Source organism: Shewanella sp. UCD-FRSSP16_17, assembly GCF_001675935.1.
Taxonomy (GTDB): domain Bacteria; phylum Pseudomonadota; class Gammaproteobacteria; order Enterobacterales; family Shewanellaceae; genus Shewanella; species Shewanella japonica.
In genome coordinates this window covers 397297-414645 of sequence record NZ_LZFV01000046.1, presented here as the reverse complement: position 1 = coordinate 414645, position 17349 = coordinate 397297, and the positions used below count along the sequence as shown (strand labels likewise).

Annotated in this window: 11 protein-coding genes and 2 rRNA genes; 5 read left to right on the top strand and 8 right to left on the bottom strand. The window is 39.8% G+C overall.

From position 1 onward, the window contains the following. The 3 genes from A9267_RS18940 to A9267_RS18930 all read left to right on the top strand — a co-directional run. Positions 1-197 (top strand): 23S ribosomal RNA (locus tag A9267_RS18940); the annotation flags it as partial. Between the two features lie 161 nt (positions 198-358). Then, positions 359-474, top strand: a 5S ribosomal RNA gene (gene rrf / locus A9267_RS18935). A gap of 798 nt (positions 475-1272) precedes the next feature. Next, on the top strand, positions 1273-3783 hold the full coding sequence (locus A9267_RS18930; RefSeq protein ID WP_065110311.1) for a bifunctional diguanylate cyclase/phosphodiesterase: 2511 nt from the start codon (positions 1273-1275) through the stop codon (positions 3781-3783). 8 nt (positions 3784-3791) lie between these two features. Here A9267_RS18930 and A9267_RS18925 read toward each other — a convergent pair whose 3' ends face one another. Together A9267_RS18925 and A9267_RS18920 are read right to left on the bottom strand one after the other, a co-directional pair. Then, a complete protein-coding gene (locus A9267_RS18925) occupies positions 3792-4736 on the bottom strand; it encodes an alpha/beta fold hydrolase (RefSeq protein ID WP_231919218.1) in 945 nt (314 codons plus the stop codon). A 152-nt stretch (positions 4737-4888) separates the two neighbouring features. Further along, the gene (locus tag A9267_RS18920) at positions 4889-6724 is read right to left on the bottom strand and encodes a DUF885 domain-containing protein (RefSeq protein WP_065110309.1); all 1836 of its coding nucleotides are present in this window, start codon (positions 6722-6724) and stop codon (positions 4889-4891) included. A gap of 225 nt (positions 6725-6949) precedes the next feature. On the opposite strand from A9267_RS18920, the gene add reads away from it, so the two are divergent. Then, positions 6950-7945 (top strand): adenosine deaminase, encoded by a 996-nt coding sequence (gene add, locus A9267_RS18915; protein ID WP_055025814.1) that lies wholly within the window; start codon positions 6950-6952, stop codon positions 7943-7945. Positions 7946-8007: 62 nt separating this feature from the next. Here add and hemN read toward each other — a convergent pair whose 3' ends face one another. The 5 genes from hemN to A9267_RS18890 all read right to left on the bottom strand — a co-directional run bounded on the left by hemN (position 8008) and on the right by A9267_RS18890 (position 12878). Further along, the gene (gene hemN / locus A9267_RS18910) at positions 8008-9384 is read right to left on the bottom strand and encodes an oxygen-independent coproporphyrinogen III oxidase (protein WP_080914512.1); all 1377 of its coding nucleotides are present in this window, start codon (positions 9382-9384) and stop codon (positions 8008-8010) included. A 255-nt stretch (positions 9385-9639) separates the two neighbouring features. Continuing rightward, positions 9640-10101 carry a DUF2489 domain-containing protein gene (locus A9267_RS18905; RefSeq protein ID WP_055025816.1) on the bottom strand — a complete coding sequence of 154 codons (462 nt, stop codon included), beginning with the start codon at positions 10099-10101 and terminating at the stop codon, positions 9640-9642. A 78-nt stretch (positions 10102-10179) separates the two neighbouring features. Next, the gene (yihI, locus tag A9267_RS18900) at positions 10180-10719 is read right to left on the bottom strand and encodes a Der GTPase-activating protein YihI (RefSeq protein WP_065110308.1); all 540 of its coding nucleotides are present in this window, start codon (positions 10717-10719) and stop codon (positions 10180-10182) included. 55 nt (positions 10720-10774) lie between these two features. Further along, positions 10775-11437 carry a methyltransferase domain-containing protein gene (locus A9267_RS18895; protein ID WP_065110307.1) on the bottom strand — a complete coding sequence of 221 codons (663 nt, stop codon included), beginning with the start codon at positions 11435-11437 and terminating at the stop codon, positions 10775-10777. 820 nt (positions 11438-12257) lie between these two features. After that, the gene (locus A9267_RS18890) at positions 12258-12878 is read right to left on the bottom strand and encodes a c-type cytochrome (RefSeq protein WP_055025819.1); all 621 of its coding nucleotides are present in this window, start codon (positions 12876-12878) and stop codon (positions 12258-12260) included. Between the two features lie 167 nt (positions 12879-13045). Between A9267_RS18890 and yihA the strand changes: the two genes are divergently transcribed. Continuing rightward, positions 13046-13708 carry a ribosome biogenesis GTP-binding protein YihA/YsxC gene (gene yihA, locus A9267_RS18885; protein WP_055025820.1) on the top strand — a complete coding sequence of 221 codons (663 nt, stop codon included), beginning with the start codon at positions 13046-13048 and terminating at the stop codon, positions 13706-13708. Positions 13709-14337: 629 nt separating this feature from the next. Here the strand turns inward: yihA and polA are convergent. Further along, positions 14338-17097, bottom strand: coding sequence for a DNA polymerase I (gene polA, locus A9267_RS18880; RefSeq protein WP_065110306.1), 2760 nt, complete (start codon positions 17095-17097; stop codon positions 14338-14340). Positions 17098-17349 lie beyond the last annotated feature (252 nt).

The window sequence follows — 17349 nt, the reverse complement described above, 5'->3', positions numbered from 1 at the left end:
AGCATTGCCCGGTAGCTACGTTCGGAATCGATAACCGCTGAAAGCATCTAAGCGGGAAGCGAGTCCTAAGATGAGTCATCCCTAGGAATTTAATTCCTCTAAAGAGCCGTTCGAGACTAGGACGTTGATAGGCAGGGTGTGTAAGCGTTGTGAGGCGTTGAGCTAACCTGTACTAATGACTCGTGAGGCTTAACCATACAACCCAGATGAGTTTTTATCTGAGTTGATGGTAACTAGATTTATTACTTACTGTTGAAGGTAAGACTTAGTGAAGAATTTAAAGCGCTTAATAAAGTAAAACACTCAAACAGCTTTCCGAATTTAGTTAATTGCGATAAGCGATTAACAACCAAATTTGCTTGGTGACAATAGCATTGTGGTACCACCTGATCCCATCCCGAACTCAGTAGTGAAACGCAATCGCGCCGATGATAGTGTGGGGTCTCCCCATGTGAAAGTAGGTCATTGCCAAGCGCCTAATTTCTCTTTTAAGAGAGTCGAGAAAGCCCTGACTTAATAGTCAGGGCTTTTTTCGTACATAGCTAGTCAAAATTTAGTACAGCGAAAGATAGTGTGGACGATATGCCCATGTGTAAGAAGCTCATCACCAAGCGCCTAGTTTCTCTTTAAGAGAGCAGATAGCCCGTTACTGACGTAACGGGCTTTTTTGTGTTTGTTAAGTGAATTGTGTAGCGTAAGACAGTGTGGACAATGTGCCCATGTAAAAGTAGGTCATTGCCAAGCGCCTAATTTCTCTTAATTGAGAGCAGATAGCTCGTTACTGACGTAACGGGCTTTTTTGTGTCTGTAATTTAAGAATACATCCTCGGAAACAAAGCTAAAGCTCAATTTTAGACTCATCAACTGCTGATAGTGTGATTGATATGTCCATGTAAAAGTAGGCCATTGCTGAGCGCTTAATTTTTTTTTATGAGAGCAGATAGCCCATTACTCACGTAACGGGCTTTTTTGTGTTTGATCATTGAGGCAGATTGTTGAGAAAGTTATTCTCATTTTTGTGTGAGCTCATTATGAGCACTGGTAGATTTTTCCTCACAATGTGTCACTTAAGCAAACGAAATTTCTTATTTGTGTTTTTATCTAATAGCTAATTAATTCGTATATAAAAATGCTGGAAGAGCGTTAATATCCCTTAATAATCAGACAAATGTATTATGTTTTGGTTAAAGTCGTTTTTATAGTTGTTGATTGTGTTTGTCTTTAGTATGTTATCAATGCGATACATTCTTATTAACAACTAACGGTGTACATTTGCCAAAGCGACCTTCTTTTTCACTATCGTTCTTAGTGCCATTTTTCTTATGTTCTCTGTACTTATTATTAGTTAGCGGAGAGTTTTACTATGAGAGAGATGAATTACGTTCAGAGGTCGCAGCAAGAGAGACTAAACAGATTCAGAAAGATCTATTTAGGATGATCCATGTGGTAGAGTCCGCTCTGTCTGTACAAGATATTTCGAGAATTGAGCAAGAAGTATCCTTAGTTTCTACTGATAGCCATATGATGGTGTATGTCATTCTTGATGCTTCTAGTAGGATCAAGTTTGCTAACCATGTAATTTGGCGAGAAAGTGATGCGCAGAATGTTGTTGAAGGTTATTCAAACGATATTCATCAACAAGTTGTTGCCGATGGTGAGTCTTTTATCAAGGTCAATAAAGACCGTTTATCAATTCAAGCTTATTACCCTATTAACACATCTTCTAATTACAGCTACTCAAGTGCTGTAGATGTGATTTATCTAGAATATGATATTTCTTCACTTATTGCTGATGCATCAGATCAGTTACAAAAGCGCTTTGTTTTCATTTGGGGAGCAGGTGGCTTACTTGTCGTATTTTTCTGTTGGGCTTTATATTGGCTATTAGTCAGACCGGTAAAGCAATTAACTACAAGAGCAAAAAATGTTCTGCAATCTAAACCAKATAACACGAGAATTAATTGTCTAGTTGAAGAGGTGTATAACCTTGGCGAATCGTTATTACAGGCCGAAAAGCTAATTCAAGATAATAACCAAAAGGTGACCAACTCTGAGCAGCGTTGGCTGTATTCAATCAGTGCTAATAATAATGGCATATGGGATTGGAATACCCAGACGAATGAGGTCTTCTTATCTGATAATTGGAAAGAAATATTAGGTTATGAGACGAATGAAGTTACAAATAATTATGACGCGTGGGAATCTAGATTGCACCCAGATGAGAAAAACACTGTACTACGCGCTATTGAGCAATGCTTAGCTAATAAAACCGATCACTATGAAAGCGTGCACCGGTTACTCAATAAAAGTAACGAGTACATATGGGTGCTGGATATAGGACAGATTATTCAGTGGGATGACAAAGGTAATCCGATTCGCATGATTGGGTCTATTACTGATGTCACTGCAGAGCTGCAGAATCAAAAAATTACTGTAGAGCGCCAAAGTCATGCTGGTGTGTCTGATATTAAAGATCGTGAAGCATTAGCAAATGAACTATTTGATTTACAGGCTTATGCACGTAAGTCTGGTCAGTATTGCACTATGATGCTAATTAATTTGAGCAATATTAAGCTGGTTAATGAAGCTGTTGGCGAGCAATTGAGTGACAGATTATTAATGCAGATATCAGCACGATTAGCGGGGGCTTTTGCAGGAAGTTGCTTATTGAGCCGCTTAGGTGATGATGAGTTTGTTATTGCAGCTAAAAACTTAGGGGCGAACTTAGAACATGCTAACAAACGGGCTTTAGCGTTAGCGAGCGAAGTCAGGCAAGTTGTTGGACGAAGCTTTAATCTCTCAGGACAAGACTTTTCTGTTTTTACTCAAATCGGCATGGTGGTATTTGATGGTAAGGAGTCTTTAGACCCGAGTCAGTTATTATCTAGGGCAGATACTGCTTTAGGTAAAGCAATTGAGAGTCCCAATAACAGTTGCGTGTTACATAGTTTGCAACTAGATGGAAGTCATCATGAACCTCAAAAGCTTCATCAAGAATTAAAGAAAGCCATTAAGCTCAATCAAATGTCTTTAGTGTATCAACCTGTTGTTGATATTGATGGTAATACAGAAAGTGTCGAAGTACTGATGCGTTGGCATCATCCTGAGTTCGGTTACATTAGTCCTAAGCAGTTTATTCCAGTCGCAGAGCTGTCTAACTCTATTTTTGAGCTTGAATTATGGATGTTAGATGAAGTGTGTCGTTTCATCGATAGCTTGCACAATACAGAACTTTCTTGTCCTTGTTTTTCGATCAATATTTCCTCGAGGCACTTTCATCAAGATATGTTTGTCAGTGTTATCCAATCAAAAATTGAGTCTAGAGGTGTAAAACCGGAATATATTCAATTGGAGTTGTCAGAGGGTATCTTTTCGATTAATCCAGTGACGGCGAAAGCTAAAATACAAACGTTGCAACGTTTAGGTGTCAGAGTCGCTTTGGATGACTTTGGCTCAGGATTGTGTCCGCTATATCGCTTACATGGGATCCATTTTTCACAAGTTAAGTTTGCAGCGAGTTATATCAACGATATTACGATTTCTGAAGACTCGAGAAACATATTCACCTCATTGGTTAATATGACTACAGAGCTTAACTACCCAGTCGTGGTAAAACAAATTGAAGACCGACAGCAATTAACCACACTCAGTCAGCTGAAGAGTAATCTATTCCAAGGATATGTGATTAGCCGACCGCTAACTCAACAGGACATAAAACACCTTCTAGAGTCAGAGTTGACCTTAAGTGTGGTTTGGAAGGTGCCTTTTAATGCCTTGTCTTAGTGCCTAATTCAATACTGATTTAAAAAAGTGACTAAGCTACGTAGTGCTTGGTTGCGTGCCTCATCTGCTTCGACAAAGACTTCATGACGACAGTTAGCAATCCTTTTTATCTGGCAAAGGTTATTCTCAGCTCTATTTTGCGCCATGTTATCGACAATTTCATCATCTAGCGCTTGGAGTATCAGGATTGGCTTAATGCTTAATGCTGCTGCATTTATTGCGCGCTCTGCGGCATCAATTGCTTCAAGTAACCAATGATTAGTGGGTGAGCCTAGTTGAATTTCAGGGTGTTGAGCAAACACATCTACAATCTGTTGGTACCTTGCTTGACTATGTGTCAGATGGTTTTTTTCGAACTCAACTGCTTGGTAATTGGTACCGCCGAGTACGTAGTTAGGCTGTTTATTTGGTTGTTTTTCATTGTAAGTATCTAATAGTGTTGCCAATGAGCGGATGAAAGCCTTATTAAATGGCAACTTTATTCCATACATGGGGGCGGAAAACACAGCAGCATTAAATACTGTCGGATGTTGCTGCATATATAAGGTTCCAATTGTTCCCCCCATTGAGTGGCCAACTAAATATAAATCTTGGTGCGCTTGGGGCTTTACCACTTGCTCAACGAAGTCATTTAGATCATCAATGTATGTTTGGAACTTATTAATATGCCCTTGATGCTTGTTGGTGGTTGTTCGAGTTGAAAGCCCCTGACCTCTATGATCGAGAATATATAAACTAAAGCCTTGTTGATAAAGATCGAACATTAGTTCTTTGTACTTCAAATAGCTTTCAACTCGACCACTGCTTATTACAATCGCTTTGCGACTATGTGGGTGAATAACATGAGCATAGGCGATGGAGATGTTCTCTTTGATCATGGTGGATTGCGTGACTGTTTGCCAGAATGCTTGTTGTTGATCGCTATTGAGTTGTTGTTCTGACGAAAAATACAAATCACTCACCTTTGGTTATCTGAGAATATATCGATATAAGATTGGGGCAGTGTAGCAAACTAACAGATGATATTTTAGTGAAAGTGATGTGTTGCGAGGAAACTTGCTATATTGACTGGTTTAGAGAACCAGTCAATATAGCGTTGACTTAGTTAAGCTTGTTTTTGTTGTTCCGCTATAAACTCATTTACTTTTTGCTCTAAAATTTCCATGGTGATTGAACCATTTTCTAGTAACGCATCGTGAAATAATCGAATATCGAAGTCTTCGCCTAATGCTTCTTCCGCTTTATTGCGTAAACGCTTAATCGTGAGCTCACCGATTTTGTATGATAATGCTTGTCCTGGCCATGAAATATAACGGTCGATTTCTGTAGTCACATTGTGCATTGATAGCGCAGTATTACTTGCCATAAAGTCAATGGCTTCCTGTCTTGTCCAACCTTTAGCATGCATGCCAGTATCGACGACAAGTCTTGCAGCGCGCCACATTTCATATGTTAAGCGACCAAAATTACTATACGGGTCTTGATAAAAACCTGCTTCAAGGCCGAGATATTCAGAGTATAGCCCCCAACCTTCACCAAATGCAGAGATATAACTGTATCGTCTGAAGTTAGGTAAATCAGTTAGCTCTTTGTTTAATGATATTTGTAGATGATGACCCGGTACAGCTTCGTGTAAGGTGAGTGCTTCCATTTCATAAAGTGGACGCTTATCTAAGGCATAAGTATTGACCCAGTAATAGCCTGGCTCATCGTCTCTATTGGAGCCAGAGTAGCGACCTGTTGTGTACTTAGGCGCTATTTCCGCAGGTACTGGCTTAATACCATAAGGCGTGCGGGGTAGCGTTGCGAAGTATTTAGGCAATACGGCATCGGCTTTTTTGGCAATATAAGCCGCTTCTTTTAATAGTTCTTCTGCCGTTTTGGGGTAGAACTGAGGATCTGTACGTAAAAAGTGTAAGAAGTCAGCGAAGCTGCCTTCAAACTCAACATCTGATATCACTTGTTCCATTTCCGCTTTGATTCTCGCCACTTCCTCAAGACCGAGCGCGTGTACTTCATCAGCTGTCATATCCAGAGTTGTGTAGTAAGCAACTCTGTTTTGATAAAAAGCTTTGCCATTAGGTAGATCGTTAGCAGCAATCGAGGTTCGCGCATTCGGGATATATTCTTGCGTCATAAAGTCAAAAAACTGCTGATACAAGGGGAGCACTTGTTCACTGACCACTTGTTTGCCTTTTTTCTCAAGTTTCGCTTTTTGCTCAGCAGTAAAGTGACTTGGAAATTGGGTAAATGGTTTGAAGTATCGACTTTGCTCTACAGGCACAATGTACGCGCTAATGCTGTCTTCGAACCCTGTTAAGGTCGCTTTAGCTGGTGTAATACCACTACTTAGCCCTTGTTTTAGCCAAAAGGTCTGTTGAGCAAAGTAATTTGATAACGCTGCTAATTTGGTTAAGTAGTTTGCATAATCTTGAGTTGTGTTGAATGTGGCATTAGCCATAGATGCGACATATGCATGGAAACCACTTTCTGCCGTTATTGGTAGGTAATGATCTTTATAACGGTATAAATCAACCTCATTTTGCAGTTGGTATTGTAGCAACTGTGCATTTATCTTACCTGTTGCCGATAGCGTGTTTTGGTCAAGTTGCTTTAAAGATGAAAGGAGTTCTTGCTGACGTATGTTTTTGGCTGCCAGTGTCTCAGGTGACAAGTCGGGTAGTTGTGAAGCTTTGGATTCATCACCAAGTGAATAAGCGAGCTGAGGAGAAAAATCTAAGTTAACTTGCCAGGCTTTATCTATAATTGATTGAAGATCCATGTCTTCAACTTTTTTGCTGGCTGAGACATTTTGCGTTTCGCTTGCGACTTCTTCACTTTTGTAATTATCGCCAAGATAATATTGGGCTTTTGAGCCAGTGGTCATTTTGCAGCCAGTTATTGACAGCATGATTATCGCGGGCAAGATTAGCTTACGCATGTTGTATCCCTATGTAGACTTTGAATTTTGGGTTAAATTTCTCAGTTACAACATAACAATTCAACAGTTAGCACGCTAGCGGTTCAGGCGGAAATATTTGTTACTGATTGTACTATTTAGGCGATTAAAACGTCATTTTTTTGTGGAGGCGTGTTAAACTTCGCCATGCTAGATGTTCATTATAAAGAAAACAGATTTAGCTTAAAAAATTAATAGGGGTTAATAATGATCAATACATCCATTCCATTAGTTGATTTGCATCGTCACTTAGATGGCAACGTTAGAGTCAATACCATTTGGGAGCTCGGACATCAGCATGGAATTAAGCTGCCTGCACAAACGTTAGAAGCTCTTGCTCCGTTTGTTCAGATCCAAGGTAAGGAAAACAGCTTAGTCGCTTTTTTAAAAAAGCTGGATTGGATGGTAGCTGTATTAGCGGACTTAGATGCAGTCAAACGTGTCGCATATGAAAATGTCGCAGATGCAGCGATATCAGGATTAGATTATACCGAGTTACGCTTTAGCCCGTATTATATGGCAATGAATCACAATTTACCGATTGAAGGTGTGGTTGAGGCTGTCATTGATGGTGTCAAAGCAGGTGTGAAGGAGCACGATGTTAAAGTTAACCTTATTGGCATTATGTCGCGTTCGTTTGGTCAAGAAAAATGCCGCTTAGAGCTTGAAGGTCTGCTTGCTCACCGTGATGCATTAGTTGGTATGGATTTAGCCGGAGATGAATTGGGTTTCCCTGGTGACTTATTTAATGAACATTTTAAATTAGTCCGTGATGCAGGCTTACAGATTACAGCACATGCTGGTGAAGCTGCTGGTGCAGAGAGCATGTGGCAAGCGATTCAAGAGCTAGGTGCGACTAGGATAGGGCATGGTGTAAATGCTATTCATGACCCTAAGTTGATGGAGTATTTGGTTAAACACTCAATAGGTATTGAATCTTGCCCTACCAGTAACTTACATACTTCTACAGTGGCTGATTATGATGCTCACCCATTTACGCAATTCTTAGATGCGGGTGTATTGATTGGACTCAATACCGATGACCCTGGTGTGAGCAATATTGATATTCAGCATGAATATCGTATTGCCAAGTCTGAACTTAACCTATCTGATGAGCAAATTGCCCAAGTACAACGTAATGGCGTTGAAATGGCATTTTTATCAGACAGTGAAAGAAAAGCACTATACGCATCAAAAAAGTAATGAATGTTTAGATAATAAAAAACCGCTGAAATCAGCGGTTTTTTTGTTTTCATTTCCGTGTATTAGATAACACGTGAGAACTGTTGTTGACGTGCTTTTTGACGATAATAAACATCAAAACACATACAAATATTACGAATCAATAAACGGCCTGTAGGGCTAATTGTTAGTTTACGATCTGTAATATCAACCAGTTTGTCATCGATGAAGGTTTGTAGCAGCTTTAAGTCTTCTGCAAAGTATTCTTCAAAGTTCAAGTCAAATTGCTGTTCAATTTTAGTTAAATCTAAATCGAAGTGACAGATCATTTGCTTAATGACGACACGGCGAATTTCGTCATCACGATTTAAGCTACAGCCTTTCCACAATGCATGACCAGTTTCATCAATTGACTCGTAGTAAGGGCGAATATCTTTCTGGTTTTGAGCGTAACAATCACCAATCTGGCTGATTGAAGAAACACCTAAGCCCAGCAAGTCACACTCTTCTTGCGTTGTATAACCTTGGAAATTACGGTGAAGCTTACCTTCGTTTTGTAGCTTAGATAACTCGTCGTCAGGCTTAGCAAAGTGATCCATACCAATGAACTGATAACCTGCAGAGGTCAATGATTCAATGGTTTGGTGCAGCATGTCGAGCTTTTGCTGTGGCGATGCCATATCTTCATCTTTAATTTTACGCTGTGCTGCAAAACGAGACGGTAAATGAGCATAGTTAAAGATTGATAAACGATCAGGTGATAGCTCAATAACACGTTGAATCGTTTCAGCGAAAGTTTCTGGTGTTTGATGTGGTAAGCCGTAAATTAAATCGGCATTAGTAGACACAAACCCCATGTCTTTTGCTTTAGCCATTAGGTCAAAAATGAATTTCTCATCTTGCTCACGGTTAACAGCAACTTGTACTTTTTTATTGAAGTCTTGAACACCAATAGAAATACGATTAAAGCCAGCTTCTTTAAGTGTATCCAACATCGATAGTTCGATTTCACGTGGATCGACTTCAATTGAGAACTCGCCTTCATCAGCAAAGTTAAAGTGACTTTTTATTAATTTAGACAGGGTTAAGATTTGCTCTGGGTTTAAGAATGTCGGTGTACCGCCACCCCAGTGCATTTGAGTCACGGTGTAGTGTTTGAATAAAGGAGCGCGTTTTATGATTTCGCTGGCAAGATATTCAATATACTGATCAGCCTTATGAGCATGACGAGTAATGACTTTATTACATCCACAGTAATAACAAAGCTTGGCGCAGAAGGGGATGTGAATATATAAAGACAGCTTATCGCTTTTACTGGTTTCGATAGCAGATAGTAGGTTTTGCTCAGTAAAAGTATCATCAAACTCTAATGCCGTTGGATACGACGTATAGCGTGGACCACTGTAGTTATATTTTTCGATCATCGACTGATCCCAACTTATTTGTGTGGGYTGCTTCAAGGCGCGTCCTCCGAGTAAATTAGCAATAGACGAAGTATGCAGCCATCTTTGACAAAAAACCTTGAACTACGTTGTAAATTTGAAACTTGATGTTGCTAGAAAGGCCATATTTAGCCAGAAAGCTGTGAAGTTTTGTGAATTTGTGCAATGGCTCACAGCCTTAGCTACGCACTTGGGGCAGAAACCTGCCTCATATTAACTTATTGATAATAATGAGACTTGTTATCAAATAGAGGTCTTAGTCGTTAATAAACTCTAATGCACGAAATGAAATTGTGTGATTTTTTTTGCATCATCCAGTATGCCTTGTTCCAGTTTAGCTTCAGATTTCATCCGCGCTAAATCTAGCTTCATTCGCTGTTGTTTGGCTAATGCCTTACGCTCTTCTTTAATCGGATGCGCTTTGATGCAGTCGTAATGCTCAAAAATGCTCGGGAACTCAACAGCCATTTGTTCAGACATGGATAATGCTTCAAATAATTTAGCGATACGCATGACACCCTCTGAAGGCTCACATCGTTCTTCAAGCATTGCTGAAGCGATATATTTAATATCATCCAATACTTTCTGCTTTTTTTGTTTGGCATCGTTTAAACGTTGCTGCTTGGCCGCTTGTGCTACTTTTTGCTGTTTGTTGAGTTTGCTTAATAGGAAAACTGCGTAACACGCTAATAGAACTACAATAACAACGGCGATAACAATAACAATGCTAGACACAAACTATCCTTATTAACTTATTCACTATGCAAGATATAAAAATGGCATGCCGACTAAAGCATGCCATCTAAAACACTCTTATGACTGGTAGTCTTTTAAGACATCGGCACCTGTTTCAAAGCGATCATATAAATCATCATCAGATGCCACTTTACCTGTTTGAGGCGGAAGTTCTTCTGCATCTGAAATACCCAATTTTTCCATTAAGGCTTCAATTTTAGAAAGTTGACCATCTAACCACTTTTGATCGTCAGCGGATAGGTTTTTACCTTCTTCTAATAAGTCCAGTAATTGGTTAAATCTTGGGTCTTCTTCAAGCTTAAGTAATTTTTGCTCATCTGTTAGCTTTGGCTGTTTTACTTTTGCTTCGGCTTTTTCTGCGACAGGCGCAATATTTAACGCAACAGGCTTTTTACTGCCATGGCGAGGATCGTTATTTTTCGTCGTTTTGATATGCGGTGATTGCTTTTCAATTAGCGCTTCATTATGACGACTGCCAGACTTACGGCCGCTTTCTGTTTTTTTGCCGCCAATGGCTTTACGCTCAGATTTTTTGACTCTTGGTGCTTGTTTAGGGCCATTTTCGCCGCCCTTGCGCGATTTTTTGCTACGAGCCATCGGTGATCTCATGTAGTTGTATAAATTTGGCTAGATGGGTATGAGCCACCTCGCACTAAATAAGGATGCGCTTTATATCAGACTTTGATGTTTTTTGCATCAATACGAGCTCTTTAGCTGCAAATAATAGCTTAAATTCGCTATTTTGTGCCAAATACTCGAAAGTTTGTTGGCGATAGAAGCTCACGTGGCTGGGATTGTTTTTAAAATGCCACTTCGAAAAAAGGCTTAAATCAGTTAGCAGTGAGGTGCTGATTGCTAACCAGCCACCTTCTTTTAATAAGCTAGATAATAAAGCCCACTCTTTAGCGGGTTGTTGAAAATGCTCAAGTACTCGATAGCAACAAATGAAATCATATTGGCGATTAAATATATGCTGATCAATTTTTATAAATGGGTCGTATTGATAAAGACTATGTCCTGCATGTTCTATTTTATCTAAACTATTACTGTCCAATACTCGGCCAAAATTAAGGCCTGTTAATGGCCCATGTTGCTGAGCGCTAATTTGGGTGAGTAAAGGTTGGATGAATTGAACAAGCTGTTTTTGCTTTGAGGCTTTATTGGCTCTGCCATAGCGTTGTTTTAACGCTGCAGGCATTAGATATGATTGTGGGTTTGCAAAGACTAGATGGCAGTCAGAGCAGGTATAAAATGCTCTTTTTTTGTCTTGAATAAAAAACTCAGCAGCATTGCTGCACAACGGGCATTTAATCATTGATATAAGAAGTGACCCAACAAAGATGATAGATGATAATTATCAATCAATAGCAGATTTTTTGAAAATAAGAAATAAAAAAGGTGGCAGTAAACTGCCACCTTGAAAGATAGTGCTTATCGCACCAAATTTTGATTCCAAGTATCCATACTTGCTATGTGACTATCCCGGTCAGTATCCATCTTATTTTTAGAGCTTTCCGTGCATTTTTAGTTGTTATCGGTCTTCAATGACACTTTTTTTATATCCTGTTGCCGTCCTGACCACAGCTTCCGTAGATGGTCTTCAATGACTCATCAATATCCTTAGTTGTCTTCAATGACATGAGTAAACAATCCGTGTTTAAAAGTACCTTCCAGTGATAAACAAGCCTCCGCAAGTGCATCCTAAGCAAATTAGCTTCCTATGCTGCTACTTTAATCCTTAAAGTAGTGTCCTTATGGGGTTCTATCTCTGTTGCGTAAGGGAGTGCTATTTAAGCGTATCGACCAATAAGGTCTGTTCCTTACAAATTCTGTATGACCTGGATTTCAAGCTGAAATCACGACTCTTATTATTATTAGTGAGTGGTCTTATTTATATTATTGTTATTTATTAATTTTATTCTTATATCTTAAATGTAAACGTATCCGAAATCTGTGAAGTAGAATTAATATTTTTGTTCTCACAGTTGGGTTCATCTCGGTACGGGGCTATTTAACCCTAAAAGCGTGATCTCTGTCAAGCGTGAATATTGATAAGTTTACGTAAACGTAAACATTGAGTAATAAAAAAGGGTGAATAATCACCCTTTTAGCTTCATCAATTTATGAATAAAAAATTACTTAAGGCTTGAAATGTATTGAGATAAAACTTCAATGTCACTGTCAGATAACTTTTTAGACACATCCTGCATCATGCCATTTAAATCATTGTTACGACTTGTATCACGGAATTTGGTTAACTGAATCTTGATGTAATCAGCATGCTGACCACCAATCGCAGGGAAGCCTGCTAGCTCACCGCCTTTTCCGTCTGGTCCATGACAAGCCATACATGAAGTAATGCCACGAGCCATGTCTCCACCTTTATATAAAGCCTCACCTTCGGCTGGCACATTGGCCACATCAGCTACCGTTTGAGTTTGGCTTGCGTAATAAGCAGAAACATCTTTAATATCTTGTTCAGATAAAGGCAATGACATGCCAGTCATGGTAGGATCATTACGACCTTCTTTGCCGCCGCTTTTCGCTGCCGCTTGGAAATCATGTAATTGTTTTTCTAGATAAGATGCGTGCTGTCCGGCCAATTTAGGCCATATAGGAGCAATGCTGTTACCGTCAACACCGTGACAGGCAGAACACATAACTGATTTAGTTTTACCCGCTTCCACATCACCTTCAGCGATTGCAGGCGTTGATATAGCGGCAAATACAGACAGCGCAAGAGCTAACTTTTTCATGGCGTTCCAACTTCTTGTTTAATTTATTGTCCTGAGCTTACTAGGAAGACCCGCAAGCGTGGTAAAATCTACAAACTGTGATCAGGCTAATATTTTACACGAAAATGTGGAAAAGTAAGCAAATCTTACATAATTAAGGTATTACCTAAAAATTATTGGAGTAAATCGTGTCAGAAACGCGTATAGATTTTCGAAAAACCAAGTTTTTAATTAGTGCGCCAGACATTGCACATCTCGATCAGTACTTGCCTGGTGATACTGGAGTAGAAATTGCGTTTGCTGGCCGCTCAAATGCGGGTAAGTCTAGTGCTTTAAATGCACTTACTGAGCAAAAAAACTTAGCGAGAACCAGTAAAACCCCTGGGCGAACTCAACTTATTAACGTTTTTGAGTTAGATGAAAACCGTCGCTTAGTCGATTTACCTGGCTATGGTTTTGCTAAGGTACCTTTAGCGATGAAGAATAAATGGCAAAAAGCCTTAGGTGAATATTTGCAAGAGCGCGCCTGTCTAAGCGGTGTCGTTGTGTTGATGGATATTCGACATCCGTTAAAAGATTTAGATATGCAAATGATTGAGTGGGCGGTATTAAGTGAAATCCCCGTTTTAGCATTACTGACTAAATCCGATAAACTTGCTCAAAATGTCAAAATGAAAACGGTTAATGCCGTGCGCAAAGAGCTGGCTGAATTTGGTGACTGGGTAAAAGTTGAGCCTTTCTCATCATTAAAAGGCACTGGAAAACCTAAAGTCTTAGGTATTTTAAACGAGTGGTGCAATCCCAGCTGGTTGACTGAAGCTGAGCAGCAGGCAGAGCAAGATAAAGAATAACTGATAGCGTAAACCGCTTTAATGCAGCCGTTGAGTTAATTCACTCAGCGGCTTTTTTGTGCGTAAGGTTTGAATATAACGGTATATTGGCACTAGGCGGTGAATATTAAGCAAAAAAAAACCGACGACATAATGTCACCGGTTAAAAAAATTAGCTCTTTTGGGGAGAAGCTAAATTCAACAAGACTCAAGTGCCACCTACTCATCGATGACGCTCAATAACGATATAGTAATCGTTTTTCACACAGATTTAAAGTATTTACTCTAAAATAAATTTTTGGCAAAAAAAAGCTCCAGCACAAAAATGCTGGAGCGCCATAATTCGGCTTGTCACTATTTCTAGCGAATAAAAAAGGTCTGAAAGATGGAACATCTTAACCTCTGTACCCTACGCAGATGATAATACGTCATTAGCCTTAAAATGAAAAACTGTTTTTTATAAAAATGAACAATAATGTGAAGTTTGACACAAATATCGTTGAAAAAATCGCCTTGTCGATGAAATTAGCTTCAAAAAAAACAATCCCGCAGTGATAAAACTACGGGATTGTCGGGTTTTGTATTGAAGCTGTTGTGATTTTTATATGTTAGGACAACTTATATAAACCTAAATAACATATTCGATATGGCTAATGCGCTTCATCCCAGTTGTCACCGATACCAGCTTCAGCTAATAAGGTCACATCAAGGCTTGCTGCTTGAGCCATCAATTCACATACTTTTGCCTGTAGTGCATCTGCTTTTGATTCATCAATTTCGAATACCAACTCATCGTGTACTTGCATGATCATGGTTATTTCGCCGTTTGTCTCTGACTTAATCCATTGGTCGATGGTGATCATCGCCTTTTTAATGATGTCAGCTGCTGTACCTTGCATTGGGGCGTTAATTGCTGCCCGCTCAGCGGCTTGGCGTCGCATAGCATTACGGTCTTTAATATCTGGCAGATACAATCTTCTTCCATATAGGGTTTCAACATAGCCGACTTCGGCAGCAAGCGCGCGCGTGTCTTCCATGTATTTAAGCACTCCAGGATATCGAGCAAAGTAGGTATCGATATAGGTTTGAGCTTCTTTACGTGGAATATCCAATTGTTTAGCCAGTCCAAAGGCTGACATACCGTAGATTAGCCCGAAATTAACCGCTTTAGCGCGGCGGCGCTGCTCAGTGGTGACTTCTTCAAAGTGAACGCCAAAGACTTCAGCTGCGGTAGCTTTGTGAATATCTTTATTCTCAGCGAATGCGGTCAATAAACCTTTATCCTGAGATAAGTGAGCCATAATACGCAGTTCAATTTGAGAGTAATCAGCAGCCAGAACTTTACGACCTTCTGGTGCGATAAACGCTTGCCTAATCCGACGGCCTTCCTCTGTTCGGATAGGGATATTCTGTAGGTTGGGTTCGCTTGATGATAAACGACCTGTAGCGGCATTAGCTTGGTGGTAACTAGTATGTACTCGGCCCGTTTCAGCATTGACCATTAAAGGAAGCTTATCGGTATATGTGCTTTTCAGTTTGGATAAACTGCGGTGTTGTAAAATTAACTTAGGTAACGGGTAGTCTAATGCTAATTCAATCAATACATCTTCAGCTGTAGATGGTGCGCCTTTTGGCGTTTTTTTGATGATCGGGTATCCGAGCTTCTCAAAAAATAACGCTTGTAGTTGCTTTGGAGAGCTTAAATTAAACTTCTCGCCAGCAATGTCATAGGCCTTGGTTTCAAGCTCATCAATTTTCTGGGCTAACTCATCACTTTGCTGGCTCAGCAGCATGCTATCAATCAATACACCTTGGCGTTCAATGTCTGATAACACTTGAATAAGCGGCAGCTCTAGATCGTTAAATACCGAAGTTAGCTTGGCTTCTTTTTCTACTCTTGGCCATAAATGTTGGTGCAAACGTAAGGTAATATCAGCATCTTCTGCTGCATAAGGGCTGGCTACATCTAATTCGACTTGGTTAAAAGTCAGCTGCTTTGCACCTTTACCTGCAATTTCTTCAAAGCTAATATTTTTATGGCCTAAGTATTTAAGCGCTAATCCATCCATATCATGGCGTGAAGCAACAGAGTTAAATACGTAAGACTCAAGCATAGTATCAAACTGGACCCCTTTTAGGGTGATCCCAGCATTGGCAAAAATACTGATGTCGTACTTAAGGTTTTGCCCGACTTTTTTGATGCTGTCACTTTCAAGAATAGGTCTTAGTTGCTCTAAAGCATATTTCATAGGAAGTTGCTCAGGCGCATTTAAATAATCGTGTGCTAGTGGAAGGTAAGCGGCTTTGCCCGCTTCAATGGCAAACGAAATGCCAACTAGCTTAGCTTCCATATAATTTAAGCTGGTGGTTTCGGTATCAACTGCAATGAGTTCAGCTTTAGACAGTTTACTAATCCAATTAGCTAAATCAGTTTCGGTTAATATTGTCTCATATTCAACATCAATGGCAGGAGTGGCCTCTTGGACTTCGTTAGTCGTGGTGGCTGTAGCTGTAGAAAAGGCAGATTTGTTATCTAACACCTCAGCTAACCAGCGTTTAAACTCCATTTCCCCGAACAGTTTAATTAACTCATCGCGGTCTTGAGGTTTAATTTCTAACGGCGTCCAATCATCTTCCCATTCAACATCGGTTTTGATGGTGGCGAGATCGTAAGATAACTGCAGCATTTCTTTATTGTCTTCAATCTTCTTAGGCATGGTTTTTGAGCCGCGGAAGGTGACATCAAGTACGCTTTCAGGGTTAGCGATGAGTTTATCAACCCCGCCTACACCAGTAAGCATTGCTAAAGCTGTTTTTTCACCAACACCTGGTAAGCCTGGTATGTTATCGGCTTTATCACCCATCATGGCCAATAAGTCGATAATGAGCTCGGGTCCAACACCAAATTTTTCGGTTACTTCAGCTGGGCCCATAATGGTATCTGTCATGGTATTAATGAGTGTGACATTGTCATCAACTAATTGCGCCATATCTTTATCACCCGTGCTGATAAGGGTGGCGCGGCCTTCTTTGCTGGCTTTTAGTGCAATAGTACCGATGACATCATCAGCTTCGACACCTGGAATACAAATTAGGGGTAATCCCAGCGCATGAATAATGGCGTGAAGTGGGGCGATTTGTGAGCGTAAATCATCCGGCATAGGAGGACGCTGCGCTTTGTACTCACTATACATATCATTACGGAAGGTTTTTCCTTTAGCGTCGAAAACCACTGCAATATGGCTAGGGTTATAGCGACTCATTAAGCTGCGAAGCATATTGACTACACCATAAACAGCACCTGTTGCTTCGCCTTTTGAATTAGTCAAATGTGGTGGTGCATAAAACGCACGATAAAGATAAGAAGAACCATCCACAAGGACGAGTGGGTTATTGGGGATTGTTGGCATAGTCTGTTTTCATTTTCAGTATTCTGAGATGGCCTTAGAATGCCACATACAAGGATTTTCGGCCACGGAAAATTAACTCTCAGGCTGTGGATAACTCTGTGAGTGAATTAATTTATCTTATAAAGGTGTTTTAATTACGACTGGGAATAAAACGTTTAAATTATTGAAAATAAATGTTTTTTAATATTTTTGTGAGTTTAATTGTAGTTTTTAAAAATATTCCTAATTTGTGGACTTTTTTAATATCTTTCT

Coding starts and splice junctions, on each gene's coding strand:
- A9267_RS18920 (WP_065110309.1), bottom strand. CDS start 6,724: ATGCGTAAGCTAATCTTGCCCGCGATAATCATGCTGTCAATAACTGGC.
- add (WP_055025814.1), top strand. CDS start 6,950: ATGATCAATACATCCATTCCATTAGTTGATTTGCATCGTCACTTAGAT.
- yihI (WP_065110308.1), bottom strand. CDS start 10,719: ATGGCTCGTAGCAAAAAATCGCGCAAGGGCGGCGAAAATGGCCCTAAA.
- A9267_RS18895 (WP_065110307.1), bottom strand. CDS start 11,437: ATGATTAAATGCCCGTTGTGCAGCAATGCTGCTGAGTTTTTTATTCAA.
- A9267_RS18890 (WP_055025819.1), bottom strand. CDS start 12,878: ATGAAAAAGTTAGCTCTTGCGCTGTCTGTATTTGCCGCTATATCAACG.
- polA (WP_065110306.1), bottom strand. CDS start 17,097: ATGCCAACAATCCCCAATAACCCACTCGTCCTTGTGGATGGTTCTTCT.